The 26,617-nt window shown below is 69.2% G+C and carries 25 protein-coding genes and 1 pseudogene; 9 read left to right on the top strand and 17 right to left on the bottom strand.

Annotated elements, in window-relative coordinates; genetic code table 11:
- Positions 1–23: 23 nt before the first annotated feature.
- Positions 24–1,190: a serpin family protein gene (locus tag ACFU5M_RS08730; protein ID WP_379046061.1), complete on the top strand. Its 1,167-nt coding sequence runs from the start codon at positions 24–26 to the stop codon at positions 1,188–1,190.
- A gap of 16 nt (positions 1,191–1,206) precedes the next feature.
- On the opposite strand, the gene ACFU5M_RS08735 is transcribed toward ACFU5M_RS08730, so the two are convergent.
- From ACFU5M_RS08735 to ACFU5M_RS08750, 4 genes are all read right to left on the bottom strand, one after another.
- Entirely contained in the window at positions 1,207–2,433 is a 1,227-nt protein-coding gene (locus tag ACFU5M_RS08735) for an FAD-dependent oxidoreductase (protein ID WP_379046064.1), read from the bottom strand.
- Between the two features lie 117 nt (positions 2,434–2,550).
- Entirely contained in the window at positions 2,551–3,084 is a 534-nt protein-coding gene (locus ACFU5M_RS08740) for a DUF4334 domain-containing protein (RefSeq protein ID WP_379046067.1), read from the bottom strand.
- A 100-nt stretch (positions 3,085–3,184) separates the two neighbouring features.
- Positions 3,185–3,691, bottom strand: a complete 507-nt coding sequence (locus tag ACFU5M_RS08745) for a DMT family transporter (RefSeq protein ID WP_379046070.1) — start codon at positions 3,689–3,691, stop codon at positions 3,185–3,187.
- Positions 3,692–3,754: 63 nt separating this feature from the next.
- A complete protein-coding gene (locus tag ACFU5M_RS08750; RefSeq protein ID WP_379046073.1) occupies positions 3,755–4,243 on the bottom strand; it encodes a DMT family transporter in 489 nt (162 codons plus the stop codon).
- 217 nt (positions 4,244–4,460) lie between these two features.
- Between ACFU5M_RS08750 and ACFU5M_RS08755 the strand changes: the two genes are divergently transcribed.
- Positions 4,461–5,723: an SLC13 family permease gene (locus ACFU5M_RS08755; protein ID WP_379046076.1), complete on the top strand. Its 1,263-nt coding sequence runs from the start codon at positions 4,461–4,463 to the stop codon at positions 5,721–5,723.
- Positions 5,724–5,980: 257 nt separating this feature from the next.
- Here the strand turns inward: ACFU5M_RS08755 and ACFU5M_RS08760 are convergent, their stop codons facing one another.
- The 4 genes from ACFU5M_RS08760 to ACFU5M_RS08775 are packed head-to-tail and all read right to left on the bottom strand — an operon-like array spanning position 5,981 to position 8,523.
- Positions 5,981–6,244, bottom strand: a complete 264-nt coding sequence (locus ACFU5M_RS08760) for a YciI family protein (protein WP_379046079.1) — start codon at positions 6,242–6,244, stop codon at positions 5,981–5,983.
- Entirely contained in the window at positions 6,241–6,750 is a 510-nt protein-coding gene (gene nusB / locus ACFU5M_RS08765) for a transcription antitermination factor NusB (protein WP_379046082.1), read from the bottom strand. The genes ACFU5M_RS08760 and nusB overlap by 4 nt, the downstream gene beginning before the upstream one ends.
- Positions 6,751–6,783: 33 nt before the next feature.
- Complete coding sequence (gene efp / locus ACFU5M_RS08770; protein WP_379046085.1) at positions 6,784–7,347, bottom strand: elongation factor P; 564 nt, start codon at positions 7,345–7,347, stop codon at positions 6,784–6,786.
- A 48-nt stretch (positions 7,348–7,395) separates the two neighbouring features.
- Positions 7,396–8,523 carry a M24 family metallopeptidase gene (locus ACFU5M_RS08775; protein ID WP_379046088.1) on the bottom strand — a complete coding sequence of 376 codons (1,128 nt, stop codon included), beginning with the start codon at positions 8,521–8,523 and terminating at the stop codon, positions 7,396–7,398.
- Positions 8,524–8,746: 223 nt separating this feature from the next.
- Here ACFU5M_RS08775 and ACFU5M_RS08780 point away from each other — a divergent pair, with 223 nt between their 5' ends.
- The 5 genes and pseudogenes from ACFU5M_RS08780 to aroB all read left to right on the top strand — a co-directional run bounded on the left by ACFU5M_RS08780 (position 8,747) and on the right by aroB (position 13,610).
- Complete coding sequence (locus tag ACFU5M_RS08780) at positions 8,747–9,220, top strand: prepilin peptidase (protein WP_379046091.1); 474 nt, start codon at positions 8,747–8,749, stop codon at positions 9,218–9,220.
- A 234-nt stretch (positions 9,221–9,454) separates the two neighbouring features.
- Positions 9,455–10,303, top strand: coding sequence for a universal stress protein (locus ACFU5M_RS08785; protein ID WP_379046094.1), 849 nt, complete (start codon positions 9,455–9,457; stop codon positions 10,301–10,303).
- Between the two features lie 96 nt (positions 10,304–10,399).
- On the top strand, positions 10,400–11,608 hold the full coding sequence (gene aroC, locus ACFU5M_RS08790; RefSeq protein ID WP_379046285.1) for a chorismate synthase: 1,209 nt from the start codon (positions 10,400–10,402) through the stop codon (positions 11,606–11,608).
- Positions 11,605–12,123 (top strand): annotated as a pseudogene (locus tag ACFU5M_RS08795) (shikimate kinase); the annotation flags it as partial. The gene aroC and the pseudogene ACFU5M_RS08795, both read left to right, overlap by 4 nt.
- Positions 12,124–12,488: 365 nt before the next feature.
- Complete coding sequence (gene aroB / locus ACFU5M_RS08800) at positions 12,489–13,610, top strand: 3-dehydroquinate synthase (protein WP_379046097.1); 1,122 nt, start codon at positions 12,489–12,491, stop codon at positions 13,608–13,610.
- An 84-nt stretch (positions 13,611–13,694) separates the two neighbouring features.
- On the opposite strand, the gene ACFU5M_RS08805 is transcribed toward aroB, so the two are convergent.
- The 7 genes from ACFU5M_RS08805 to ACFU5M_RS08835 all read right to left on the bottom strand — a co-directional run bounded on the left by ACFU5M_RS08805 (position 13,695) and on the right by ACFU5M_RS08835 (position 21,778).
- The gene (locus ACFU5M_RS08805) at positions 13,695–13,949 is read right to left on the bottom strand and encodes a hypothetical protein (protein WP_379046100.1); all 255 of its coding nucleotides are present in this window, start codon (positions 13,947–13,949) and stop codon (positions 13,695–13,697) included.
- A gap of 195 nt (positions 13,950–14,144) precedes the next feature.
- On the bottom strand, positions 14,145–14,591 hold the full coding sequence (locus tag ACFU5M_RS08810; protein WP_379046103.1) for a B-4DMT family transporter: 447 nt from the start codon (positions 14,589–14,591) through the stop codon (positions 14,145–14,147).
- A gap of 48 nt (positions 14,592–14,639) precedes the next feature.
- On the bottom strand, positions 14,640–15,467 hold the full coding sequence (locus ACFU5M_RS08815; protein WP_379046106.1) for a shikimate dehydrogenase: 828 nt from the start codon (positions 15,465–15,467) through the stop codon (positions 14,640–14,642).
- A complete protein-coding gene (gene mltG, locus ACFU5M_RS08820; RefSeq protein WP_379046109.1) occupies positions 15,457–16,950 on the bottom strand; it encodes an endolytic transglycosylase MltG in 1,494 nt (497 codons plus the stop codon). The genes ACFU5M_RS08815 and mltG overlap by 11 nt, the downstream gene beginning before the upstream one ends.
- Positions 16,947–17,510, bottom strand: coding sequence for a Holliday junction resolvase RuvX (gene ruvX / locus ACFU5M_RS08825; RefSeq protein WP_379046112.1), 564 nt, complete (start codon positions 17,508–17,510; stop codon positions 16,947–16,949). The genes mltG and ruvX overlap by 4 nt, the downstream gene beginning before the upstream one ends.
- A complete protein-coding gene (alaS, locus tag ACFU5M_RS08830; protein WP_379046115.1) occupies positions 17,510–20,179 on the bottom strand; it encodes an alanine--tRNA ligase in 2,670 nt (889 codons plus the stop codon). The genes ruvX and alaS overlap by 1 nt, the downstream gene beginning before the upstream one ends.
- Before the next feature lie 255 nt (positions 20,180–20,434).
- Positions 20,435–21,778, bottom strand: coding sequence for a replication-associated recombination protein A (locus ACFU5M_RS08835; RefSeq protein WP_379046118.1), 1,344 nt, complete (start codon positions 21,776–21,778; stop codon positions 20,435–20,437).
- 122 nt (positions 21,779–21,900) lie between these two features.
- Between ACFU5M_RS08835 and ACFU5M_RS08840 the strand changes: the two genes are divergently transcribed.
- On the top strand, positions 21,901–23,571 hold the full coding sequence (locus tag ACFU5M_RS08840; protein WP_379046121.1) for an alkaline phosphatase D family protein: 1,671 nt from the start codon (positions 21,901–21,903) through the stop codon (positions 23,569–23,571).
- A gap of 13 nt (positions 23,572–23,584) precedes the next feature.
- On the opposite strand, the gene ACFU5M_RS08845 is transcribed toward ACFU5M_RS08840, so the two are convergent.
- Positions 23,585–23,842 carry a hypothetical protein gene (locus ACFU5M_RS08845; protein WP_379046124.1) on the bottom strand — a complete coding sequence of 86 codons (258 nt, stop codon included), beginning with the start codon at positions 23,840–23,842 and terminating at the stop codon, positions 23,585–23,587.
- Positions 23,843–24,281: 439 nt separating this feature from the next.
- Positions 24,282–25,451 (bottom strand): phosphotransferase family protein, encoded by a 1,170-nt coding sequence (locus tag ACFU5M_RS08850; RefSeq protein WP_379046127.1) that lies wholly within the window; start codon positions 25,449–25,451, stop codon positions 24,282–24,284.
- 190 nt (positions 25,452–25,641) lie between these two features.
- Between ACFU5M_RS08850 and ACFU5M_RS08855 the strand changes: the two genes are divergently transcribed.
- Positions 25,642–26,613 (top strand): hypothetical protein, encoded by a 972-nt coding sequence (locus tag ACFU5M_RS08855; protein WP_379046129.1) that lies wholly within the window; start codon positions 25,642–25,644, stop codon positions 26,611–26,613.
- The last annotated feature ends 4 nt before the right edge of the window (positions 26,614–26,617 follow it).

A 26,617-nucleotide genomic window follows, 5' to 3' on the forward strand; every position in this document is an offset into this window, starting at 1 on the left:
CGACCGTGGCTAGGGTGGGTTCCGTGCCGACTTCTCTGGAATCCCATATCGGTGCCGCCAACGCCCTCACCGCACGCTGGTGCGCGGCGGCGGACGAGCAAGACTTCGTGGTGTCCGGCGCAGGCGTCTGGCCGCTGCTGGCCTTGCTCGCCTCCGCGGCGGACGGTTTGGCGCGGGAGGAACTGTCGACCGCGATCGGCGTGCCCGCGGCGAGCGGCCGCGAAGAAGCGCTGCGGTTGCTGCACGACCTCCAGCGCGCGGACGCGGTGTCGGCGGCACTCGGTGTGTGGGTGCGTCGCGATCTTCCGCTGCACGAGGCTTGGTCGCAGGAGCTGCCCGAGGGAGTTCTCGCCCGGCTGGCCGGGCAGTCCGAGCTGGACAGGTGGGCGGCCCGGCATACCGACGGGCTCATCGAGCGGTTCCCCCTGTCGGTCGATCCCGGCACGCTGCTGGTGCTCGCTACCGCGCTGATCGCGAAGACCCGATGGCAGGTGCCCTTCGAGGTCGGCACGCTGACGCCCGAAGACGGTCCGTGGCAAGGTCACCGCGGCCCCGGCTTGTCCCGCGCGAGCACCGACCTGGCGAACGCCGCCATCCTGGACGCACCGGAGCCGGTCACGCGCGTCGTCGTCGAAGGTGTCGCCGACCTCGACGTCCACCTGCTGCTCGGCACGGGCACACCCGGCGCTGTGCTAGGAACCGGCCTGGCGGCGCTGTCCGGCGCCGTGCCGGTCCGCTCCGACCTGCCGGTCGGCACCGAGGGGCCGGGCCTGCGCGTGCGCACCGAGCAGGTGCTGACCGGCACCGGTCAACTGCGAATCCGGCTGCCACCCTTCGAGGTCCGATCCAGCCACGACCTGCTCACCCGCTCCGGCTTGTTCGGCCTGGCCGCCGCCTCCGACTGCACCGAGGGCCATTTCCCGGCGATCTCGGCCATCCCGCTCTGCGTCGGCCGAGGCGCGCAGGAGGTACTCGCGCGGTTCAGTCATGAGGGCTTCGAGGCCGCCGCCGTGACGGCCTTCGCGTTGCGCGCCGCGGCGGCAGCGCTGCGGCACAACTACGCACCCGTCGTCTCGGTGGTCTTCGACCGTCCCTTCGGCTTTCTCGCCGTCCATCGCCCGACCGGCCTGGTGGTCGTCGCGGGCTGGATAGCGACTCCGCCTGCGTCATCCCCCGACACTCCGGCCTGAGCGCGCGCCCGGACCGCTACCGCCGGGCGAAGTGCGGAGCATGCTCCGGCAAGACGCCGCGAGCGAGCAAGAAGGGGGGCACGCTGCGAATAACGGGGACGCGGCGCAGGAGGCGGACCGGCAGCGGTGCGCGGGAAGCGCTCGCGATGTCGATTCGTCCGTCGAGGGCAGGAGCGATCGCGGTGGCGTGCAGTAGTCGCTGTATTCCCTGCGTCACCACGGTCGGGAATCTGCGCCGTCGCTGCACCTTCGCCAGATCCCTGATCCGCAGCGCGCCCGAGAGCAGCGGCGGGGCGAGGATTCTGGCCGCGGCGACGGCATCCTGGACGGCCAGGTTGATGCCGACGCCCCCGGCGGGGGACATAGCGTGGGCAGCGTCGCCGAGGCAGAGCAGTCCGTGGGTGTACCACTGGGTCAGCCGGTCGAGTTTCACTTCCAGCAACTTGACCTCGTCCCAGCTGGACAAGGCGTCGACTCGGTCGTAGAGCCAGGGCGCGGCCGAGGCCAGGCCGCGCATGATGTCCTCGACCGGCCCGCGGCGGGCGGACTCGTCGGTGCCCTTGGCGATCAACGTCGCGCACTGCCAGTAGTCGCCGCGGTCGAGCAGAACCGCCACCCGCCGGGCGCTGACGATCGGCAGCGCCCCCGCGGGGTCGATCTCGGTACGCGGCAGCCGGAACCACCATACGTCCATCGGCGTCGACCAGGTGTGTGCCGACAGCCCCGCGGCCGACCGCAGCAGCGAGCCACGGCCGTCGCAGGCCACGGTGAGATCGGCTTCGATCGAGCCGGTCACGCCGTCGGCGGTCCGGTAGACGACGCCACCGACCTTCCCGTCGATCCAGACCAGTTCGGTGGCCTCGGTGTTCATCCGCAGGCGGAAGGTGGGTTCGGCCGCCGCGGCACGCGCGAGCAGATCCAGGAGATCCCACTGCGGCACCATGGCGACGTATTTGTGCTTGCCCGGAAGGTTTTTCAGCGTCGCAAGGGTCTGCAAGCCCCCCGCGATCGGCAACTGCACCTGATCCACCTTGCGCGCGGGAAGTTTCGCGAATTCGGCGCCGAGACCCAGTTCGTCGAGCAGGTCCAGAGTGGTGGGATGCACGGTGTCGCCACGGAAGTCGCGGAGGAAGTCCTTGTGCTTCTCCAGCACCGTGACCTGGACACCGGCCCTGGCCAGCAGCAGCCCGAGGATCATTCCGGCCGGTCCCCCGCCGACCACCAGGCAGGTCGTGCGTTCCATCGACTGTGCCTCCTCGGTCGCCGCATCCCGCAAGGTGTCGCCTGTTTGCGCAAATCCTAGTGCGGCGGGCGCGGCACCGGATCCGGATCGGCTGCGGCCGACCGGATCCGCGGCCGCCTAGCCGATGTCCCTGTGCAGGATGAAGAAGTACGGTTCGGCCATACCGCGCAAATCCATCACGCCGAGCAGGGTGTGCTCGTCGGCGCGCCGGAAGTGATCGATGATCGGCAGGTGGTCGTAGACCATCGCGGCACTCGTCACGCCGCGGTACTCGACCGCACGCAGACGCGCGGTGGGTTTGGGTGTGCGCAGTGCGGGAGCAAGAGCAGGCAGCAGTCTGCGCAGGGCGCGCACCCCGGACAGCGGCACGCGCCCGGCCAACCCGAGCGGGACCCGGCGCGGATCGACCGGGAAAACCTTGCCGCCCGAGGTGAACAACAGCGGATGCACGTGGTCGGGACCGTCGAACTGCTTGCCGTACCAACCCGAAGCCACCAGCACACCATCCATCGGATGGCCGGTATGCAGTTCCTCCCCCCGCCAGCGTCCCGTCGTGATCTCCTCGACCGGTGCGGCGGGAAGGCTATCGAACAGCGCCCATGCCTCCTGCGCGTTGCGGACGTCCGTCACGGTCAGCCCATTCGTAGCCATGTCTCCTACTTCCCTCGGCGAGGCAACGTTGCGATAGATACCCTATCGGTCTCTCAAGCCGTCAGTGACGCCCAGGTCCTGATATGCCTCGCGCGCGTGGTCAGTAGGTCGCCATGAGATAGATCCCGGCGATGATCATGACGCAGGCGACGATGCGCTTGGAGCTCACCGCCCGCCGCGGGAAACCCATCAGCCCGAAGTGATCGATCGCGAGCGCACCGAACATCTGCCCCGCGATGATCACGGCATTGAATGTCCCCGCGCCGACATCGGAAGCGACCGAAATCATCGCCAGGATCGCGGCCCCGCCGAGCAGACCGCCGAACGGCGCCCACCGGGGCATGCTTCGGATGTCGAGCCGCGTCGGCCACGACCGACGCGGGGAAACCAGCAGCGCCACCGCTAGAAAGATCGCGAATCCGGTGAACGCTACGGCGTAGGAGATCACGCCGCACAGCCAGACATTTTTCAATGCGAGCTTCAGCGAGTTCTGACACCCGGCTTCCACGGAGCGCAGCGCGCCTCCGACCAGGATAAATGCGAAGATGAGTGCCATTGTGGCGCGGGGCAGGGAGGCACGGGTCTTTTCGGCGGTCTGAACCGTCATCGAGAATCCTCGGGAGGGCGCGAAGGTTGGATGGTCGAACCGGCAGCGGTGCGTGTTCTTCCGTCAGGTGACGCTGACCCTGGGCTCGCCGGCCACGGGCTCGTCGGCCATCAGGTAGATCGCGAGCGTGATCAGCCCGCATGCCAGCAGACGCGGCAGACTGGCGGATCGCTCGTCGAATCCCATCAGTCCGAAGTGGTCCATGATCACCGCGACCACCATCTCGCCGACGATCACCAGCGCGCTGAAGGTCGCGACACCGACATATCGGGCGACGGCAATCATTCCCATGACGGCCGCGCCGCCCAGCAGGCCACCGAACGGCGCCCACCACGGCATGCTCCGCAGATCGTCGAGCGTCGGCCACGGCGACTTGGACGACAATGCGAGGAAGATCGAAAAGCCGGTCAGCGCAACGGCATACGAGATCACGGCACACAACCACATGTTCTTCATGTGGTTCATCAACGTGTTCTGACAGCCCGCTTCGGCCGACCGTAGGCTGCCCCCGACCAGGATGAACAGAAATACCAGTCCGATGGCGATGCTCATGAGGCAACACATCCTTGATTCGGCGGCGGACGAACACCGAAGTTGTCTCGGACACACTTCCGGGCCCCGAACGACCTGGTGTGTTCGAGCCGACGTCCGACCCTTGTGACTTGGATAACGTACCATCACATAACGGCACGTTCAACGGGTAATCCGACTGTTGCCGACTACTCGAGCCGCCCCAACCGAAAGGGGCACGAACGAAGGGGCTGCGATCATGGCACTCGTGCCCGAACTGGTCGATTCCTCTTCGCGTAACCCGCCCTCGCCCCCGGCGACGCCGGCATCCAAGCAGCGGCTGAGCGTCCTGGACCTGGTCCGGCTCGGCTTGCTGGGGGCGGGCCTGCTGTGCGTGCTCACCGGCCTCCTACCCCGGGACGAGGCCGCCGCGAACATGCGTCGCATCGGCCCGCTACTACTGTTCCTCGCCAGCGTGATCGTGCTTGCCGAACTCACCAGGCAGGCCAAGGTCTTCGACGTCATCGCCCATCGGCTCGCGATCCTCGGTCGCGGTCACTATCCCGCGCTGTTCGGCCTCTGTGTCCTGTTCGCCTCCGCCACGACGATCGTGCTGAATCTCGACACCACGGCCGTGCTGATCGCCCCCGTCATGTTGGCCTTGGCCGCGCCTGCCCGCATTCCGCCGCTTCCGCTGGCCATGACCACACTCTGGCTGGCCAACACCGCAAGCCTGCTGTTGCCGGTCTCCAATCTCACCAATCTGCTCGCCGCCGAACGCGTGGCACTGACAGCGCCCGAGTTCGCGGCGAAGATGTGGGCGCCGCAACTGGTTTCGATCGCCGCGACGACGGTGTGCCTGTGGCTGTGGTACTGGCGGCGCGGACGACGGGACACCGATCGCTATGTGCCGCCCGAACCGATCCGCCCCGCGAACCTCCGGGAGCGCTCGCTGCTGTTCGTCACCGCAGGCGCCTGTTCGCTGTTCGTCATCGCGATCCCCCTCGTCGGCGACCGGATCGGAATCGCGGCGACGCTCGCGGCGCTGATCGCCGTGACGGCGTTCGCTGTGTTCGACCGCAGCGCCCTGCGGCTGTCGCTCATCCCGTGGCGGCTGCTCGTCTTCGTGATCGGCTTGTTCCTGGTGGTGCCTACCCTGAGCCGATTCGGCCTCGCCGACGCGATGCGCACCGTGATCGGGACCGATACCGGTGCGTCCGGCGCATTCCGGGCCGCCGCGGCGGGCGCCGGCCTCTCGAACATCGCGAACAACCTACCGGCGTACGCCGCGGGCGAGGCAGTGATTCCCCGGCAGAACGGCGACCAGCTTCTGGGGCTGCTGATCGGTACGAATATCGGCTCGATCGTCACGCCGTGGGCCTCGCTCGCGACGCTGCTGTGCCTGGAGTTCTGCCGCATGCACGAAGTGCCCATTCCCATGCGGCGATTCGTCCTGACCGGCCTCGTCCTCGCGGTGATCGCCACCGCCGGCGCGGTAGCGGCGCTGTTGATCACGGGTTAGCCGCCGATCAGCCCCGCCGACGCGCGCTTGACCTCGAGTGTGGTCGAGGTACGAGAATCGGTCGTGCTCCCGCTGGTCATCCGTACACCCACCAGCGGGAGTTCCGAACTACGACCGGTTGCGGCGCGCTCCTCGGGGGCATCGAGCGTCACTGGAACGACCGCGACGAGAACGGGCGCCGCCGTTGTCCGCGGTCGGTGAACCACGCTGGACCTGCGAGCGCCCGCACCGGCTCGAACGGAGATTGGGGGGAGCCCTCAGTTCGGTGTGGTGATTTCCCACTCGTAGACGGTGAGTTCCGAGGCGCCGGTGGTGTGCACGGGATCGGTGAACGCGATCTCCCGTGCGGCGTCGAGATTCTCAGCCAAGATCACGTACGCGCCACCGGTGCCGTCGGTGAAGCGGCCGCTCTCCTGCAATTGACCCCGCTCGTGCAGCGACCGCAGGAACTGCCGGTGCGGCTCGGTCACGGCGGCGTCGAAGCGCGGGGTACGCATCACCAGCACGAGGTACTTGTTCACGACTCGGGCTCCGGGCGCGGCGCCCTCGTCGCGGCCGCCGCGGCACGCACCTGCGGCGCCACCAGGACGACCTGCCCCAGCACTCCGTTGAGGAAGGACGGGGAATCGTCGGTGGACAGCTCCTTGGCCAGTTCCACCGCCTCGTCCACGGCGACGACCGGCGGGACGTCACTCGCGTGGAACAGCTCCCAGACCGCGATACGCAGGATCGCGCGGTCCACGGCCGGGAGACGCGCGAGGGTCCAGTCCTGCAGGTACGACTCGATGGTGCCGTCCACCCGGTCGAGGTCGTCGGCGACGCCCCCGACCAAGGTGCGGGTGTAGGCGTGCACCGGCGCGACCGACTGATCGCGGGCGGCGAGTTCGGCGCGCTCATCGAGCAGGTCGGCGGCGTCGACGTCCCTCGCCTCCGCCTCGAACAGCAGGTCCACCGCACGGCGGCGGGCCTTGTGCCGTGCGCCGAGCTTCTTGTACGCGGACTTCTTGTCCGCGGGCTGTTCAGCCACGGTTACATCATCCCGAATTCGCCGGCCGGGCGATCAGGCGTTGACCCGGCCGAGGTAGCTGCCGTCGCGCGAGTCGATACGCAGCTTGTCGCCCGTGTTGATGAACAGCGGGACCTGCACCTCGGCGCCGGTCTCCAGGGTGGCGGGCTTGGTGCCGCCGGTGGAGCGGTCGCCCTGCAGGCCGATGTCGGTGTGCTGGACCACGAGCTCGATCGAGACCGGGAGCTCGACGTACAGCGGCGCGCCCTCGTGCATGGCGACCTGCACGCTCATGTTCTCCAGCAGGAAGCGGGCGCCGTCACCGATGGTGGCCTCGGAGATGGAGATCTGGTCGAAGGTCTCGCCGTCCATGAAGACGTAGTCCGAGCCGTCGTGGTAGAGGTAGGTCATGTCGCGGCGGTCGACGGTGGCGGTCTCCACCTTCACACCGGCGTTGAAGGTCTTGTCGACCACCTTGCCGGACACGACGTTCTTCAGCTTGGTCCGCACGAACGCGGGGCCCTTGCCCGGCTTGACGTGCTGGAATTCGATGATCTGCTGGAGCTGACCGTCGATCTTCAGCACAAGGCCGTTCTTGAAGTCGCTGGTGTCCGCCACTGTCTTCGGATCTCCTCGTTCTACCGCTTGGTCTCGGGCAGACCGGCGTCAGTCGACGACGGTCAGGTCTTTGCTGGTGTGGGTGAGCAACTCGGGGCCCCCTTCGCGCACCACGAGCGTGTCCTCGATCCGGACCCCGCCGCGGCCGGGAAAGTACACACCTGGTTCGACGGTCACCGCCACGCCAGACAGAAGTGTACCGGTTCCGGTTTTCGCGATCCCGGGTGCTTCGTGGATCTGCAGACCGACCCCGTGGCCGAGTCCGTGCACGAACAACTTGCCGTGCCCGGCGGCCTCGATCACCGCCCGCGACGCCGCATCCACGTCGGCCACCGGGATTCCCGGCCGCAGCGCCTCGCGCCCGGCCCGCTGCGCCGCGGCGACCAGCGCGTACACCTCGCGCTGCCAGTCGGTCGGCGTACCGAGTACGAAAGTGCGGGTCATGTCGGAGTGATAGCCGCCGACCACCGCCCCGAAGTCCAGCTTGACGAAATCGCCTGCCGCCAGCACGGCGCCGGTCGGGCGGTGATGCGGGACAGCCGAATTGGGGCCGGTGGCCACGATGGTCTCGAACGACACCGCTTCGGCGCCGTGCTCGAACATGGCCCATTCCAGATCCCTGGCCACTTGGCGCTCGGTGCGGCCGGGACGCAATCCGCCCCGCTCCAGCAGCGCGGCCAGACCGGCGTCGCCCGCCGCACAGGCCGCGCGCAACTGCTCCACTTCGTAGGCGTCCTTCACCATGCGCAACTGCTCCACCAGCCCGGGCGAGGCGACGAATTGCAGGCCGGTGCGCTGTTCGAGGAAACCGCGATGCTGGTCGACGGTGACGGCATGGCTTTCGAAGCCCACCCGGCCGACCTGCCACTCCCCCGCCAGTTGCACGATCCGCCGCGAGGTGGCCCGCGCGATCTCCGCCCGCAGGTCGGGAACCTGCTCGGCGACCTGGGTCCGGTACCGGCCGTCGGTGCCGATCACCGTCCGCTCCTCGGCGGCGCGCGTGTCCCAGGAATGCACGAGCAACGCCGCGTTGGAGCCGGTGAACCCCGTCAGATATCTGATATTCACCAGATCGGTGACCAGCAGGGCATCCACCCCGTTCTCCACCAGCAAGCTGCGCAGCGCGCCACGCCGCGCCGCGTAGTCCGGCACAAGACCCTGGTGATCAGCACACATGTGTCAAAACTACCGCCGACGCACCGCATACCGACAGGCAACACGTGCTCGCCCTGTCGCCGCCGCGGCCGAGGCGCAGGCCTTCTCGCGAAAAGCACTGGTAGACAGTATTTCTCGACATCCGAGACCAGTGTTGACCAACGACCTGTTCACATTCGCCATCGTTGTGCACATTCCGGGCAGGCACGGCTTCCGCACGCCGGCACCGGGCGAAGGTGGAGACATGACCACTCTCGCATTCGCCGCACTCACCATGTGGTGTGCGGCCCTGACGGTGTTCGACCTGCGTGCACGCCGTCTACCGAACGGACTGACCGGTTCGGGTGCGCTGACGGTGCTCGGATACGCCTTTCTCACAGAGAATTTCCTCGCCGCACTGCTGGGCGCACTGCTGCTGTCGGCGCCGTACCTGCTGGTACATCTCGCCGCACCCGCCGCGCTGGGCGCGGGCGACGTCAAGCTAGCGGTGATGCTGGGTGGGGCCGCCGCGCTCGGCGGCGCGCAGCCGTGGGTGTGGGCGGCGCTCGGAGCACCGGCGCTCACCGCGTGCGCCGCGCTCGGCGCACTGGCCCGCCGAGGCGTATTCGCCGCCCGGTCCGCCGGGCCGGGCAACAGCCCGGTCACCGTGCCCCACGGTCCCGCGATGTGCCTGGCGACTGTGCTGGCCTTGCTGTCGTCGGCCCTGAACTCGACCTGAGTTGGTCCGCCATCGCGCCGGCGAGCCTCCACGCGCACTTCCGGAGCGATCGCGAACCCAGCAAATTCACCGCAATTCATCGGTAGCATCAATCGCGGGCAACGACTTTCCGAGCCGCCGCCGCGACAGCGCTCGCAGGGCGGCATCTCGGCGAGTCGCCCGTTCTAGTGCGTCAGGACAGCGGAAGCGGCGTCGGGAAGGAGCCACCGAGTGCATCCGTCGCGGAGACCGATCGTGGTGGGGACCGACGGTTCGGATCCATCGATCGTCGCGGTGCGCTGGGCGGCGCAGACCGCCGCACTGCACGACGCACCCCTGCACATCTCGCTGGTCGTCGAGTCGCCACTCGCCTCCGACGACGACGATCCGCCACGTCCGGCGGCGTTGCTGCGGGTGCGTGAGGCGGACGAGGCGATCGAGCGCGCCGCGAACGCCGCCGTAGCGGCCGCGCATACCGTGCGCGATATCGCCATCGGCACCGAGATCCGCACCGCGCACATCGCCACCGCCCTGATCGAGCGTTCTCGGAGCGCGGCGATGCTCGTGGTCGGCACCCGCGGCGTGGGCCGCATCCAGCGAGTCCTGCTCGGGTCGGTCAGCACCGCCGTCGCCCGGGACGCCGATTGCCCCGTGGCGGTGGTGCCCGCCGAGACGCCACTGTGGGATAGGACGAGCACCGGGCCGGTGATCGTCGGGGTGGACGGCTCCATCGCCGAGCAAGCCGCCATCGAAGTGGCGGCCACCGAAGCCTCGCTGCGCGGGGTCGAACTGGTGGCGGTGCACACCTGGGGCGACATCGAGCCGCTGGCCGCGATCGGCACCGACTGGGCCGCGCTGCGCCGGACCGAGGAAGCGCTGCTCGCCACGAGCCTGGCCGGCTGGCAGGAGCAGTACCCGGAGGTGACCATCCGGCGTGAGGTCGTCCGCGATCGGCCGGAGCGGCGGCTGCTCGAACGCTCGCGCGACGGGCAGTTGCTGGTGGTGGGCAACCGTGGCCGAGGAGCATTGGGACGACTGCTGTTCGGCTCGGTCGGTGACGCGCTGCTGCGCTCGGTGGAGCGCCCCATCGTCATAGCCCGCTGAACGTCGGCACGCGGTATCCGGCCCTGCTCCGGCGTGCGCATCGTCACGGCGGGCCACGTTCCGGAGCACCGGCGTCGACATGGGAAGATGAACGACGTGCTGCGTTGGATAACTGCTGGAGAATCCCATGGTCCCGCTCTCGTCGCCATCCTCGATGGGATGGTGGCAGGCGTCGAGGTGACGTCGGACGAGATCTCCACGCAGCTCGCGCGTCGCAGGCTGGGCTACGGCCGCGGTGCGCGGATGAAGTTCGAGGCCGACAAGGTCACCGTCGTCGGTGGCGTGCGGCACGGGCGCACGATGGGCGGCCCGGTGGCCATCGAGGTGGCCAACTCCGAGTGGCCGAAGTGGACCACCGTGATGTCCGCCGACCCGGTCGATCCGGCCGAACTCGCCGAACTGGCCCGCAACGCACCGCTGACCAGGCCCCGGCCCGGGCACGCCGACTACTCCGGCATGCTCAAATACAACTTCGACGACGCGCGCAACGTGCTCGAGCGCGCCAGCGCCAGGGAGACCGCCGCGCGCGTCGCGGCGGGCACCGTCGCGCGCAACTTCCTGCGCCAGGCGTTCGGCGCCGAGGTCGTCTCGCACGTCGTATCGATCGGCACGGCGCAGAACACCTCCGGCATCGTGCCGACCGCCGCCGACCTCGCCGCGGTGGACGAGAGCCCGGTGCGGGCGTTCGACAAGGACGCCGAAACCGCGATGATCGCCGAGATCGAGGCCGCCAAGAAGGACGGCGACACCCTCGGCGGCGTGGTCGAGGTGGTCGTGCAGAACCTTCCGGTCGGCCTCGGTTCGTTCACCAGCGGTGAGAACCGGCTGGATTCGCGGCTCGCCGCCGCCCTCATGGGCATTCAGGCCATCAAGGGCGTCGAGGTCGGCGACGGTTTCGAGACCGCTCGCCGCCGTGGCAGCCAGGCGCACGACGAGATGCGGCCCGGCCCCGACGGCGTGCTGCGCTCCACCAACCGCGCCGGCGGGCTGGAGGGTGGCATGACCAACGGCGAGGCGCTGCGCGTGCGTGCGGCCATGAAGCCGATCTCGACGGTGCCGCGCGCGCTGTCCACCGTCGACATGACCACCGGCGACGAGGCCGTCGCCATCCACCAGCGTTCGGATGTGTGTGCTGTGCCCGCGGCGGGCGTGGTGGCCGAATCCATGGTGGCGCTGGTCGTCGCGCAGGCCGCGCTGGAGAAGTTCGGCGGCGACTCGCTCACCGAGACGGTGGAGAACATCACCAGCTACATCAAGCGCATCAGCACTCGCCCCCACGTGCCGGCGGACAGTCGGTCGCAATGATCGTGCAGACCGATCCGCGCGCCCCGCGCGTGGTGCTGGTCGGACCGCCGGGGGCGGGGAAATCCACGATCGGCCGCAAGCTTGCCAGGGAACTCGGTGTCGAGCTGTACGACACCGATGCCGGCATCGAGCGGGAGACCGGTCGCACGATCCCGGAGATCTTCGCCGAAGACGGTGAGCCCGAGTTCCGCAAGATCGAGGAGCGGGTGGTGCGCCGCGCCGTCCTCGCCGAGCGCGGCGTGGTCTCGCTCGGCGGCGGTGCCGTGCTGTCCACCGACACCAGGGCACTTCTGCGCGGCCGCACCGTGGTCTACCTGGAGATCAGTGTGGCCGAAGGTCTTCGGCGCACGGGCGCGAGCACCCAGCGCCCGCTGCTCAACGGCGCCGACCCCGGCGCGAAGTACCGGGAGCTGATGCGCACCCGCAGGCCGCTCTATCGGGAGGTGGCTACCGTCCGGGTCCGCACCGACGGTCGCAGTCCGGGCCGGGTGGTGCGGATGATCATGACCAAGCTCGGGATGGAGTCGGTCGAGCACGCCGATGCGGATCTCCGGCCGCCGCCCACCGGAATCCCACAGGGCAGCAGCCGATCCCGGGCCCGCCGTCGCGCAAGGGCCAGGGCCACGGCCCGGCGCAAGACCGCCGATCAGGGCGAGGGCAACGACACCGAGACCGGCGCCACGAAGGACCCGGCGGCAACCACGACCGTCCGATCCCGCCGCACCCGAAGGAGTCGCACGAGCGAACCCGACCCCGCGAGCGGGACCGGCGACAGCGAGACGGCGGCAGGCAACCGATCCAGGCGCGCACGCGCACGCCGTGCCCGCTCCCGGGCGCGGCAGCAGTCGACAACAGCAACAACAGAATCGGAGCAAGCCACGTGACAGAGCCGAGTCGTCTCGAAGTCCGGACCGCCGACCCGTATCCGGTGATCATCGGTCGCGGGTTGCTCGGCGAACTCGTCGAGTCGGTCAGCAACGCGACCAAAGGCGTGCGCACCGTGGCGATCTTCCACCAGCCGCCGCTCGCCGAGACCGCCGAAGTGGTGCGCAAGGCGCTGGCCGACATCGGCATCGACGCACATCGCGTGGAGATCCCCGACGCCGAAGCGGGCAAAGACCTGGCCGTCGCCGGGTTCTGCTGGGAAGTGCTCGGGCGAATAGGCCTGACCCGCAACGACGTCGTGGTCAGCCTCGGCGGCGGCGCGGCGACCGACCTGGCCGGGTTCGTCGCCGCTACCTGGATGCGCGGGGTGCGTATCGTGCACGTGCCCACCACATTGCTGGCCATGGTCGACGCCGCGGTCGGTGGTAAGACCGGCATCAACACCGAGGCCGGTAAGAACCTGGTCGGCTGCTTCCATGAGCCCGCCGCCGTGCTGGTCGACCTGGCCACATTGGAGACGGTTCCGCGCAACGAGATCGTCGCGGGCATGGCCGAGATCATCAAGGCCGGTTTCATCGCCGACCCGGTGATCCTCGATCTGGTGGAGCGCGACCCCGAGGCCGCCCTCGACCCGTCCGGCGAGGTGCTGCCGGAGCTGATCCGCCGTGCGATCCAGGTGAAGGCCGACGTCGTCGCCGCCGATCTGAAGGAGTCCAGCCTCCGCGAGATCCTCAACTACGGCCACACCCTCGGGCACGCGATCGAGCGGCGGGAGCGCTACCGGTGGCGGCACGGCGCGGCGGTCTCCGTCGGACTGGTGTTCGCCGCCGAACTCGGCCGTCTCGCGGGCCGTCTCGACGACGCCACCGCGGACCGTCATCGCGCGATCCTGTCCGCCGTCGGGCTGCCGACCAGCTACGACGCCGACGCGCTGCCCCAACTGCTGGACGCGATGCAGACCGACAAGAAGACCCGCTCGGGCGTGCTGCGCTTCGTCGTGCTCGACGGTCTCGCCAAGCCGGGCCGACTCGAGGGCCCCGACCCCACCTTGCTGGCCGCCGCCTACTCCGCCGTCGCCCGCGAAGGTAAGCCCGACACCGGCGGCATCCTGCTGTAGGACCATCGCACGACCGGTGCCGAACCGGAGTATTCGACCGAACGAGAAACGGCGACCCTCCTGGAGGGTGCGCCGTTTGTCGGCTCAGTTGGACGGAACCCAGAGGTCGTACCTGCCGCTACCGTCGTCCCGCTTGACGCACTGCGCCTGATCATTCCAAAGCGGCGCGTCCTTCAGGCAGCTCGCCAGCGAGACGTTCGACGCCGACGACACGCATTGAAACCCCCACTTCGGCTGCGCCGATGCGCAGCCACCGGCTTTCGCCGCCGCCTGTCCGCCGAAGACGAACGCGGACGCGGCGATCGCCATCGCTGCGGTGACCCCGAATCGAATGAGCATAAAGCTTCCCCTCCCGTTGAAATGCCTTGCACAGCAGCATAACCAGCGTCGCCAGCAGCACAAGAGGATTGGCCCGCCGCCGCTCCGAGTTGGCGAAGTCGCCATTGTCAGCAATGCGGCAGCAAATGCCACGGACGAGAAACTTCGGTTGCGGACCAGACGCCGCGTACCGGACTGCGCGATGGCGAGTTCGGGTCAGACGCGGGCTGCCTGCTTGGCGGCGGCGCGATCGGCCAGTGCGCGGCCGATGCCGATGCCGATGAGGGCGAAGATGAAGATCAGCAGAACGATGAACGCCGCGGCCGCGGTGAGCTCGAAGAGCAGACCGTTGTCGCCGAGGTCGAAGTTGGGCAGCCAGTCCAGCAGCCAGGCGACGAGGCCGCTGCCGACGCCGGCCACCACCGCTGCCTTCAGCCACCGCAGTGTCAGGTCGGTGCCGCGCTCGGGATCCGGTTGGGCCGTCCTGTCCTTGCGTCCGTCCAGGAAACCCCAGTACAGGTTGGCCGCCACGAGCACGATCAGTGCGAGCACGCGCATCCACGCCCCGTGGGTCGGCCAGTACACCATCGCGAACCCGAGCACGGCGCGCAGCAAGACGACCAGCGCACCGAGCACGATCGCCCGCAACACCCAAGCATTCATGCGCACCACCCTAACCCCGCGTCGCGTCCAACAAAACTAGAACCGGTATCAATTCTCCGGCCGGTGGCCTTCGTCCAGCGCCGCCGCCATCTCCGCGCGCGGCGCTGGCTGCCCGGTGAACAGCTCGACCTGCCCGTACGCCTGGTTCAGCAGCATCTCCAATCCGCTGACCACCGTGTGCCCGGCCCGCACCACCGCCTCCGCCAGCGGTGTCGGCCAGGGGTTGTAGATCGCGTCGAGCACCACCGGGGCCTCGGCCACCGCAGGGGCGACCACCGCGGCCGCTGTGGCGGGAATGGTACTGATCACGGCGCCTGCCGCCGCGCAGATCCCCCGGAGCGGCGCGGCCTCGAATGCGGCCCATGCGGCGACCATCCCGAGCCGCTCGGCGAGTTCGAGCGCACCACGCGCGCGGTTCGCGTCCCGCGCGACCACGGTGGCCGACTTCGCGCCCAATTCCGACAGCGCCAGCAAAGCGGGTCGTGCGGTACCGCCCGCGCCGAGCACCACGCCTTCGGCCAGCTCTCCGGCCCCGGCGCCGCGCAACGCGCCGAGCACGCCGTCGACATCGGTGCAGTCGGCCAGCCAGCCTGCGCCGGTGCGGACCAGGGTGTTGGCCGATCCGACCAGCACGGCCCGGTCGGTGCGCTCGTCCGCGTAGGCCAGTGCCGCTTCCTTGCCGGGCATGGTCACCGAGAGCCCGACCCATTCCGGCCCGAGCCCGTCGACCAATCCGGGCAATTGCTCGGCCGCGCATTCGATGCGCTCGTAACTCCAGTCCAGCCCGAGCGCGCGATACGCGGCCAGGTGCAGCTGTGGCGATCGCGAGTGCGCGATCGGCTTGCCGAGCACCGCCGCCTTGCGACTATCGGCCACCGCTGTCCTTGGAACTGTCGAGAATGCCGCTGCGCTGCGCCCGTGCGATCAGGCGCAAATGCTCCTGGTAGTCGTCGGTGAACAAGGTGGTGCCCTGCTTGTCCACGGTGACGAAGTACAGCCATGGTCCGGCTTCCGGATTCTCCATGGCACGCAACGCGTTCAACGACGGCGCGGCGATCGGCGTCTTGGGCAGGCCCTGCATCGCATAAGTGTTCCAGGCGGTTTCCTGAGCGCGGTCGGCGTCGGTGGTCGCCACCTCCGTGCGATCCAGGGTGTAGTTCACCGTCGAGTCGAACTGCAGCATCTGATCGACTCGCAGCCGGTTCACGATCACCCGTGCCACCTTGCCCATGTCCTGCGGTTTCGCCTCACGTTCCACCAGCGAGGCGGCGACCAGCGTCTCATAGGGCGTCAGTTTCGTGTCGGCGCCGGACTGCAGCAGTCCGGTGGATTCATAGCTCTTCGCACTCGCGGTCACCAATTGCCGCAGGATCTGTTCCGCTGTGCCGCTGGGGTCGAAATCCCATGTTCCCGCGGCGATCAGGCCTTCCAGCTGCCTCGTCCGGTCCGGGCAGTTCTTGACGCCCTGCACGGCCCACGCGGGCACGCCGAGCGCGGCAAGGTCCAGGCTCGCGCCCGCGGCGTCGAGCTGTTCGTAGGTCACGCACCTCTGGTTGGCACCGGTGCCGATGCAGCTGGCCTCCGCGATCTTGCGGTAGATGCCGTCGTACCGCCCGCCGGTGCTCATGTCGTGCTGGTCGTGCAACAGACGCCCCTCGGAGACGACCAGGTTGCCGACCCTGGAGTCCTTGCCGACCAGCGCGGCGACCGCCTGCGCGGCAGGACTGCGGCTCGGGATCGCGTAGAAGCCGGGCTGAACCGAGTTCATGTTCGAATTCCGCACTGCCGCTTCGATGAACGCGCCGGTGCTCGCCACGACGCCCTTCTCGTGCATGGTCGCCGCGATCTGCGTCGAAGTGTCGCCGTCGTGCACTTGCACGATCACCGGGGGTCCGGGCGGGCCCGCGTAGTCCTCCGGCGGCCCGAAGCTCGCGACCAGCTTCATGCCCGCGAAGACAACAGCGCCGGTGAACAGCAACGCGAACAAGCCCCCGACGATCCAGATGGTCCGGCGGCGCCGCTTGCGCTCGGCGGCTTTGCGTGAGGCCGCCCGGGATCGCTTGCCGCGCTGCGAGCGGCCAGGGCGCTCGGAACGCTCCGGCTGGACGCGCTCGGCACGGCGCGGCGCCTGCTCGCGGCCGGCGCTCGCGCGCTGCCCGCCCCGCCGCGGAGCGGGCGGAGGCGGCGTGGGCTCCTCCTCCTCGTCATCGACGTAGCGGGGGATGACGGTCGTCTCGTCGTCGTAGTAGTCGTCGCCGTCGTCGTCGTGTTCGCCCCAGGCTCGGTCGTCTCTCCGATAGCGCCGATCAGCTTCGCGCTGTCGGAACAGTTCCTCGGCCCGCGCCCACCGATCCGTCATGCATCGTCCCCGGGCGACGCGGGACGTCCCGCTTCCACCGACCTCAACACCGCACTCCGTTCGTCCAACCATCCTTGCAGGATCGACACGGCCGCCGCCTGATCGATCACCTGCCGCTGGCCACGCGCGCGAACTCCACTGTCCCGCAATGCACGTGCAGCTGACACCGTAGTCAAACGTTCGTCGGAAAGCCGGACCGGCACCGGCCCGACGGCGGCCCGCAATCGCTCAGCGAATGCGCTGGCCAGCGTAGCCGCACTGCCCTTCTCCCCGCGTAATGTTCGCGGCAATCCGACGATTACCTCGACTGCCTCGTACTCCCGCACAATTTCGGCAATTCTTTCGATATCGGGTGCGGGAGCCGAACGTCGGGCCGATTTCGCGCGCGGCACCGTCTCCACCGGCGTCGCGAGAATGCCGTCGGGATCGCACGCGGCGACCCCGATCCGGACACTGCCGACGTCGACGCCGATCCGTCTGCCCCGACCGGGGTCGGTGGCGGGATGCGGCCGGTCGGCGCCGCGCCGCGCCGACCTCTCCGATTCCGCGGGGTCGCCCATCACCCGGCGAGTTCGGCCACCCGCGCGCGGACCGCGGCCAGGCCCGCCGGAATGCCGGACGGATCCGAACCCGCACCCTGGGCCATCTCCGGCTTGCCGCCGCCGCGTCCCGCGATACTGGGGCCGAAGCTGCCGACCAGATCGCCCGCCTTGACGCCGAGTTCCTGAGCGGGCTTGTTCACGGCGACCACGAACGGCACCTTGCCGTCGGCGTTGCCGAGCAGCACCACCACGGCGGGCTCACTGCCGAACCGGCCGCGGATGTCGGTGGCCAGTGTGCGCAGATCCCCCGCGGGCACGCCCTCGGGCGCGGCCACAGCGACCAGCAGCAGGCGGCCGAGCCGCTCGGCCTCCTCCACGAATCTGCCCGCCGAGGACAACACGGCCGCCATCTTCGTGCGCTCGAGTTCTTTCTCGGCCACCTTCAGCCGCTCTACGAGCTGCTCGACGCGACCCGGCACCTCTTCGGAGGGCACCTTCAGCGCGGAGGCGACACCGGCCAGCAGCGCGCGCTCCTTGGCCAGGTACTTGTAGGAGTCCAGGCCGACGAACGCCTCGACGCGCCGCACACCGGAGCCGACCGACGACTCGCCGAGCACGGTGATCGGGCCGATCTGCGAGGAATGCTGCACGTGCGTGCCACCGCACAGTTCCATGGAGAACGGGCCGCCGATCTCCACGACGCGGACCTCGTTGCCGTAGTTCTCGCCGAACAGGGCCAGTGCGCCCATCTGCTTGGCCTTCGGCAGATCGGTGAGGAAGGTGTTCACCGGGAAATCGGCGCCGACCGCGTCGTTGGACACGGCCTCGATGTCGGTCTTCTGCTGCTCGGACAGCTGGCCCTGCCAGTTGAAGTCGAAGCGCAGGTAGCCCGGCTTGTTCAACGAACCGGCCTGGACGGCGTTGGGACCGAGCACCTGCCGGAGGGCGGCGTGCACCATATGCGTGCCGGAATGGCCCTGGGTGGCGCCGCGCCGCCAAGCGGGGTCGGCCTGGGCGAGTACGACATCACCCTCGGTGACCTGGCCGTGCTCCACCGTGGTCTTGTGCACCCACAGCTTCTTGGCGATCTTCTGCACGTCGTTGACGCGCAGCTTCAGGCCCGTGGAGGCGGTGATGGAGCCGCGGTCGGCGATCTGGCCGCCGGACTCGGCGTAGAGCGGGCTGCGGTCGAGGATCACCTCGACGTCCTGGCCGACGGTCGCGGCGGGCACCCGGACGCCGTCGGCGATCAGGGCGAGCACAGTGGCCTCGGAGGTGAGCTCGTCGAAGCCGGTGAACTCGGTGGCGCCACGGTCGACCAGTTCCTTGTAGATCGTCAAGTCGGCGTGCGCGTGCTTGCGGGCCTGCGCGTCCTCCTTGGCGCGCTTGCGCTGCTCGGCCATGAGCGAGCGGAAGCCCTCCTCGTCGACCGACAGCCCGGCCTCGGCGGCCATCTCCAGCGTCAAATCGATCGGGAAACCGTAGGTGTCGTGCAGGGTGAACGCGTCCGACCCGGCGATCGTGCCGCCGCCTTGGGCCTTCACAGCGGCGGCGGTGTTGTCGAACAAGGTGGAGCCGGTGTTCAGCGTCTTCAAAAACGCCGTCTCCTCGCCGACCGCGACGGTCTCGATACGACGGAAGTCGCCGGCCAGCTCGGGGTAGGACGGGGCCATCAGGTCGCTGACGACCTTCATGAACTCGCTCATGACCGGTTTCTCGGCGCCGAGCAGGCGGGCCGAGCGCACGATACGGCGCAGCAGACGGCGCAGTACGTACCCGCGGCCGTCGTTGCCCGGGTTCACGCCGTCGGCGATGAGCATGGCGGCGGTGCGGGCGTGGTCGGCGATCACGCGGAAGCGGACGTCGTCCTCGTGCTGGACGCCGTAGGAACGTCCGGTCAGCTCCTCGGCCTTGTCGATGATGGGGCGCAGCAGGTCGGTCTCGTAGACGTTGTCCACGCCCTGCAGCAGCAGCGCGATCCGCTCGACGCCCATACCGGTGTCGATATTCTTCTTCGGCAGCGTCCCGACCGGCGGATGCCCCAGCTTCGGGCTCAGCTCCCCGCGAACGTCCTGCATGAACACGAGATTCCAGATCTCGAGGTAGCGATCCTCGTCGGCGACGGGTCCGCCGTCGCGGCCGTACTCGGGCCCGCGGTCGTAGTAGATCTCCGAGCAGGGACCACCGGGGCCGGGCACGCCCATGTCCCAGTAGTTGTCCTTGCCGTCGCGGAACTGGATGCGCTCCTCGGGGATGCCCGCGACCCGCTTCCAGATCTCGGCGGCGTCGGGGTCGTCCTGGTAGACGGTGACCCAGATCCGCTCGGGGTCGAAGCCGTAACCGCCCTCGTCCTGCGGCTTGGAGATCAGCTCCCAAGCGAGCGTGATCGCCCCCTCCTTGAAATAGTCACCGAAGGAGAAGTTCCCCGCCATCTGGAAGAACGTGTTGTGCCGCGTGGTGACGCCGACCTCTTCGATATCGCCGGTCCGCACGCACTTCTGCACGCTGGTCGCCCGCGGGTAGGGCGGCGCCTCCTGACCCAGGAAGTACGGCTTGAACTGGACCATGCCTGCGTTGACGAACAGCAGGTTCGGGTCGGCCAGGATCAGCGAGGCACTCGGCACCTCGGTATGGCCGGCACGGAGGAAGTGGTCCAGGAAACGCCGTCGAATCTCGTGGGTCTGCACGAATACCCAGCCTACCGGTGCCGCGCACCCGATTTTCATCGACCGGGCTCCCGTCGGGGCCCCCGCGACCGGTCAGCGAACCGAACCCTGCAGCGGCTCGCTGTCCAGCGTCACGTACACCGGAGCAGGCAATTCCACGGTCTTCCCGAATGCCCGTCGCACGGTCTTGCTGTAGACACCGTCTTGGGGCTGTACGCGCGCGGCTTCTCGACCCGATCCCGACGATCCGACACGGTACGCCGGGTACCGGGGCGGTCAGCCTCGGACGATGCGGCGCAGTTTGTCGACCCGCGGTCCGATCTCGCGTTCGTGGCCGTGGTCGGTGGGGCGGTAGTAGTCGACGCCGACCAGTTCGTCGGGCGGGTACTGCTGGGCGAGCACGCCGTCTTTGTCGTCGTGCGGGTACCGGTAGCCCTTGGCGTTGCCGAGTGCTGCCGCGCCCGGGTAATGACCGTCGCGCAGGTGCGGCGGAACCGATCCTGCCTTGCCCGCCGCGACATCGGCCATGGCCGCTCCGATCGCGGTCACGACGGCGCCGGACTTCGGGGCGGTGGCCAGATGGATCGTGGCCTGGGCGAGCGCGAGGCGGCCTTCGGGCAGCCCGACCAGCTGCACGACCTGCGCGGCGGCGGTCGCCGTCTGCAACGCCATCGGATCGGCCATGCCGATGTCCTCGCTGGCGTGAATCATCAGCCTGCGGGCGATGAAGCGGGGATCCTCGCCCGCGCTGAGCATGCGCGCCAGGTAGTGCAGCGCGGCGTCGACGTCCGAGCCGCGGATGGATTTGATGAACGCGCTGATCACGTCGTAGTGCTGGTCGCCCGCGCGGTCGTAGCGAACCGCGGCCTTGTCCACGCTGGCCTCGACCAGGTCGACGTCGACCGTGCCGTCGAGCGAGGATTCGGCCGACGCTTCCAGCGCGGTCAGCGCACGGCGGGCGTCGCCGCCCGCGATCCGGACGATGTGCTCGAGCGCGGCGTCGGTGACGGTGTACTCGCCGGCGAGTCCACGCACGTCGGTGATCGCACGGCCGAGCACCTGGCGGATGTCGGCTTCGGTCAGCGAGCGCAGTTGCAGCACCAGCGAGCGCGACAGCAGCGGCGACACCACCGAGAACGACGGATTCTCGGTGGTCGCGCCGACCAGCAGGACGATGCGGTTCTCCACCGCGGCCAGCAACGCGTCCTGCTGGGTCTTGGAGAAGCGGTGCACCTCATCGATGAACAGCACGGTCTGCTCGCCCGCCGACAGCCTGCGCCGCGCCATGTCGATCACCGCGCGCACCTCTTTGACGCCGGCCGAAAGCGCCGACAGCGCCTCGAAACGGCGGCCGGTGGCCTGCGAGATGAGCGAGGCGAGGGTGGTCTTGCCCGTCCCGGGCGGCCCGTACAGCAGCACCGAGGCGGCGCCCGATCCCTCGATCAGCCTGCGCAGTGGAGAGCCGGGACCGAGCAGATGCTGCTGGCCGACCACTTCCTCCAGCGTGTCCGGGCGCATGCGCACGGCCAGCGGCGCACCCGCGTCCCGGCGCACCACAGTGTCGATCGAATGCTCCGGGGGCACCGCGGCACCGGGCACGTCGAACAAACCATCGCTCACCAGACGAACGTTACCCAGCCGCACCGACAGCACGACATGCCGTTCCCCGTGCCCGGCAGGCCGGGACGCAGTGCTCGAACGGGCGCGGCGGCGAACCGAGTTGCGAGTCACCGGCACTTCGGATGGGATCGGTACCCGTGCCCGAAAACGCATTCGTTTCACATCCCTCGTCCGCCGCACGCTTCGCTCGGCGCACCCTTCTGAAGGGCAGCGCGGCCGCCGCCACCGCCACCGCGATGGTGGCCGCCGGACGAGCGGAAGCCACGACGCCGGCGTTCCGGCACGGCGTCGCCTCGGGAGACCCGCTTCCCGACGGCGTCATCATCTGGACCCGTGTCACCGTCTCCGACGACGCGACGCCCGGCTCGGGTGTGGGTGACCCGGCGACCGTGCGGTGGGAGATCGCCGCGGACGAGCGGTTTCTCTCGATCGCCGCCTCCGGAACCGCGTCCGCCGCGGCGGAATTTGACCACACCGTCAAAGTCGATGTTTCCGGCCTCGCGCCCGGCGTCGAGTACTTCTATCGCTTCAGCGCCCTCGGCCAGACCTCCCCCGTCGGCCGCACCAAAACCGCGCCCGCCACAGCGGACACCCCGGAGCGCCTCCGATTCGGCGTGGTCTCGTGCTCGAACTGGGAAGCCGGCTGGTTCGGCGCCTACCGTCACCTGGCCGCCCGCACCGACCTGGACGCGATCGTGCACCTGGGCGACTACATCTACGAATACGGAGGCGGCAAGTACGGCGGCCGCAACGGCACCGTGCGTCCGCACGAACCGGCGAACGAGATCGTCAGCCTGGCCGACTACCGCATCCGCCACGCCCAGTACAAGACCGACCCGGATCTGCTCGGCCTGCACGCCACGCTGCCGTTCATCTGCACCTGGGACGACCACGAATCCGCGGACAACTCCTGGTCCGGCGGCGCGCACAACCACGATCCCGCGACCGAGGGCAGCTGGGTCGACCGGCGCGCCGCCTCCGCGCGGGCCTACCTGGAATGGATGCCGGTCCGCGCGTCCGGATCCGGCGCCGACGTGCGGATCTACCGCAGGCTGCGCTTCGGCACCCTGGCCGAACTCGCCATGCTCGATCTGCGCAGCTACCGCGACGAGGAGGCGAAACCGGGAGCGAACTGGCGGGAGGCCGACAACCCGGCGCGCACCATCACCGGCAAGGCGCAGCTGGAGTGGCTGACCGCGGGCTTGGCGTCCGCGCCGGTGCGGTGGAAGCTGGTCGGCAACTCGGTGATGATCGCTCCGCTGGTCTTCCCGCCGCTGGAGCCTGCCACCACGGCGGCGATCACCAGCACTTTGGGCGTCCCGCAGTCCGGCCTGTCGCTGAACGGCGACCAGTGGGACGGCTACACCGCCGACCGTGCCCGCCTGTTCCGCGCCATCAGCGATCAGCAGATCTCCGACGTGCTGTTCCTGACCGGGGACATTCACTCCTCGTGGGCCGCCGATCTGCCCCTGGACGCGGCGGACTACCCGGGCGGGGCGACGGTGGGCGCCGAGTTCGTGGTGCCGTCGGTGACCTCGTCCAGCATCGGCGATCTGCTGCGGACGAATTCCGCGCCGATCGCGGCATCGATCGGGACGGTCAACCGTCATCTGCGGTACGTGGAATTGGATTCGCACGGCTATGGCGTCCTGGAGGTCACCGCGGACCAGGCGCAGATGGACTGGTACTACCTGCTGAACGTCACCGACCCGAATTCCGATGTACGCCACGGCGCTTCGTTCGCCGTCCGCGCCGGAGGGCGGATCGAACCGCGGCAGGTCCCGCTCGGCTGAGCCGCGCAGGCGATCATTCCCCGCCCGCGCAGCCGCCACCGCCGCCTGCGCATCCCGCGCCGCCGCCGCTGGAGTTGTTCGGCTTGCCGTGCGGCCGGTTGCGCCACTGGTGAGCGCGAGCCTCCTTGGTGAGCTGGACCCCGGCCGCGCGGGCACGCGTCGCCGCGTCGGCGCCGATCCGGCCGCGGGCTCTGCTCCGTCGCAGAAGCACGGCGCCGAGCACGGCGGCGACGGAAACGATAGCGAGCAATACGAACAATAGGTGACCCACCCGGCGCTCCCTTTCCCCGCGCTCGCCTCCTCGAGCCGAGCGCTCCGAACTGTCATTGTGCCGGGCGCGCAAGCCGATTCCCATCCGTGAGCACCGGCTCGGCGGCCGCCGCAGAAGTCACAACGCCACGGGGCGATCCGTTCCGGTGGCGCCGACCGGCTGGCGACACCGGATCGCCTGGGCGCGGCCGCCGACTGCGAGGTCGTGGTGTCGGTCAGGGCCGCGACATGGGCGCCACGCGCCCCGCGCGAGGAGCACGGCGGTCACGCGCGGACCACAGCAGCCTTCGGCTACATGCCCGCAGGTCGTGGGAGCGCCGGACGCGCGAAACATCCACGCCGGTGGAGACCTCTCGGAAGCGACGCCATGCGACCCGATGGCCGGCACTTACGCCTAGCGGGCGATGACAGTCCGCGTCCGGCTCCGCGGACGCGAGTACCTACTCCGACCAGCGCTCTTCCAGCATCGCCGACACGTCCTCGGCGAAATCACCCACGATGTCGTCACCCGTGCACCGCGCGTCTTCGGCGAGCGCGGCCCAGCGGTTGATCAGCGCCGCAGAGCGCGGCACCGACAACCCGTGCTCCCGCGCGGCCGCGATGCGTGTGTGGTCGGCGGGTAAGAACCAGTAGGTGGACAGCCACACCCAGATCAGCCGGGCTTCCAGGATGCGTTCGGCCAACTGGTCGTCGTCGGCCAACGCGGGCCACACGCCCACGACCTCCGCGCGCCAAGCCTCCACCATCTGGTTGGCACGTTCGCGCGAGAGCTCGAGGTCGCACAGGCAGCCGGGGAAGGACACCAGCGCGTAGGCGATGTCCAGGGTGGCGTCGCGGAATCCACCCCACTCGTAGTCGAGGAAGCGGGCGCCTTCCTCGTTCAAGATCACGTTGTCCGGGCAGAGGTCCGACGGGCTGAATGCCCGGAAGCGTCCCGCGGAGTACAGCCGGTTGCCGCGGACGATCCGCTCGGCGATCTCGCCGGGCACCTCGATGCCCAGTTCACGCTGGAGCAGGCCGGGCACCTCGGCGATCGCCGACTCGGCCTGCTGGGCGATGCCGTCCACCCGGTGCACCACGTCCACCCGGCGCAGCAACGCGACGAAGTCCGCCTCACGCCCGACCGTGGCGGCGTGCATCCGGCCCAGCGCCTGCGCGAAGGCCATGAGGGCATTGCGGGTGGCGGGCTCGGTGCCGGACCGCAGCACGGCGGTCAGCAGCGAGTTCTCACCGAGGTCGCTGAGGATCAAGAGCCGGTCCGGGAGGCTGTGCGCGATCAGGTACGCACCCGGCCGGTGTTCCCGGCTCAGCGCGGTGGTGAACTGATAGGACACCGCCTCGCGGAGGAACGCGGAATCGATGCTGGCCACCCCGGGCGCCAGACCTCCGGTCCGGCGATCCTGGGCGGCGCCACGGACCTGCTTGACGATCAGGGTTCGCGGCAACGAGAAGGCGTTCTCCGCTACACGTACACGTAGGACCGTCGTCCTACCACTACCGCTGAGTTCGATCGGATCGCTCAGCTTTACCGGAGCACCCATTCGCTTTGTGAGCAACTGTTGCGCTGCGGACACGACTTCGGCGGCGCGTTCGGCCAATAGTGCGGTCATCGCCTCTCAAAGTACTCGCATGGGGTCACTTCTTGCGAGCGGATACACAACCTTTCCGCGTCGCCCGGCGTGTCTGCGGCCGGGCCGAAGGGTGGCCGCCGGTCGCTTGACACCCGTGCACCCGTCGGGTTTTGTCATCGTCAACTGCCGTGCGCCACACCGCAAACCAGTTGAGTGGAAAGGTCTACGCATGACCGAAACCCCGCCCCCCGCACCCAAACAATCAGCTGGCGGCGCTTCCTCCCCGAACGACGACGAACGTTTCGCGGCGCGGCCGGGCCAGCAGGAGAGCCCCGATCCGCGAGCCGGCACCCCCGGAACCGGCCACGCCCGCCACGAGATGGCGGGTTCGTCGGCATACCCGCAGTTCGAGGGCCCCGGCGCGGCACACTACGGCAGTGAACCCCTGGAGCCGCCCCCGCCCGTGGGCGCCGCGCACCCCAGCTACGGCCCGCAGGGTACCGGACCGGGTTGGGCGCCGTCCGGCCCCGCGCCTGTCCAGGAGCCGGTCTACGGCTACCAGCAGGTCGCCACGGGACCGGGCACGCTGGACGTGGGCCAGGCGCTCAGCTACGGCTGGGCCCGATTCCGGGCCAATCCCGGGCCATGGGTCGGGGTGACCGCGGTGGGCATGGTCATATATCTGACGTTCCTGCTCGTCGTTCAGCTCGCCGACCCGACCACGATGCTGCCGCTGCTGCTCGTCTTCCTGGCGGTCATGGCCGGGGTATGGCTGCTGCAGGCGGCGATGGTGCGCGGCGCCCTGTACGAGACCGACGGCACCCCTCCTCCTTTCGGCGCCTACTTCCGATTCGTGAACGCGGGCAATGTGCTGCTCACCGCGCTGCTGGCGTTCACGCTGACCTTCCTCGGCTCGGCGATCTGCTTGCTGCCGGGGCTGATCGCGGGCTGGCTGTGCATGTTCTCGCTGCATTTCGTGGTCGATCAGGACCAGGGTCCGTTCGAGGCACTGAAGTCCAGCTTCACACTGGTGGTCGCCAACGCCTGGCAGGTCCTGCTGCTCGCGCTGGCGGTGCTGGTGGTCACCTTCCTGGGGCTACTGCTGTGCGGCTTCGGTCTGCTGATCGCGGGCCCGGTCGCCGTCATCGCGGTGACCTACGCCTACCGCGCGCTCACCGGCGGTACCGTCGCCACGCTGTGAAACC

Source organism: Nocardia sp. NPDC057455, assembly GCF_042802775.1.
Classification (GTDB): domain Bacteria; phylum Actinomycetota; class Actinomycetes; order Mycobacteriales; family Mycobacteriaceae; genus Nocardia.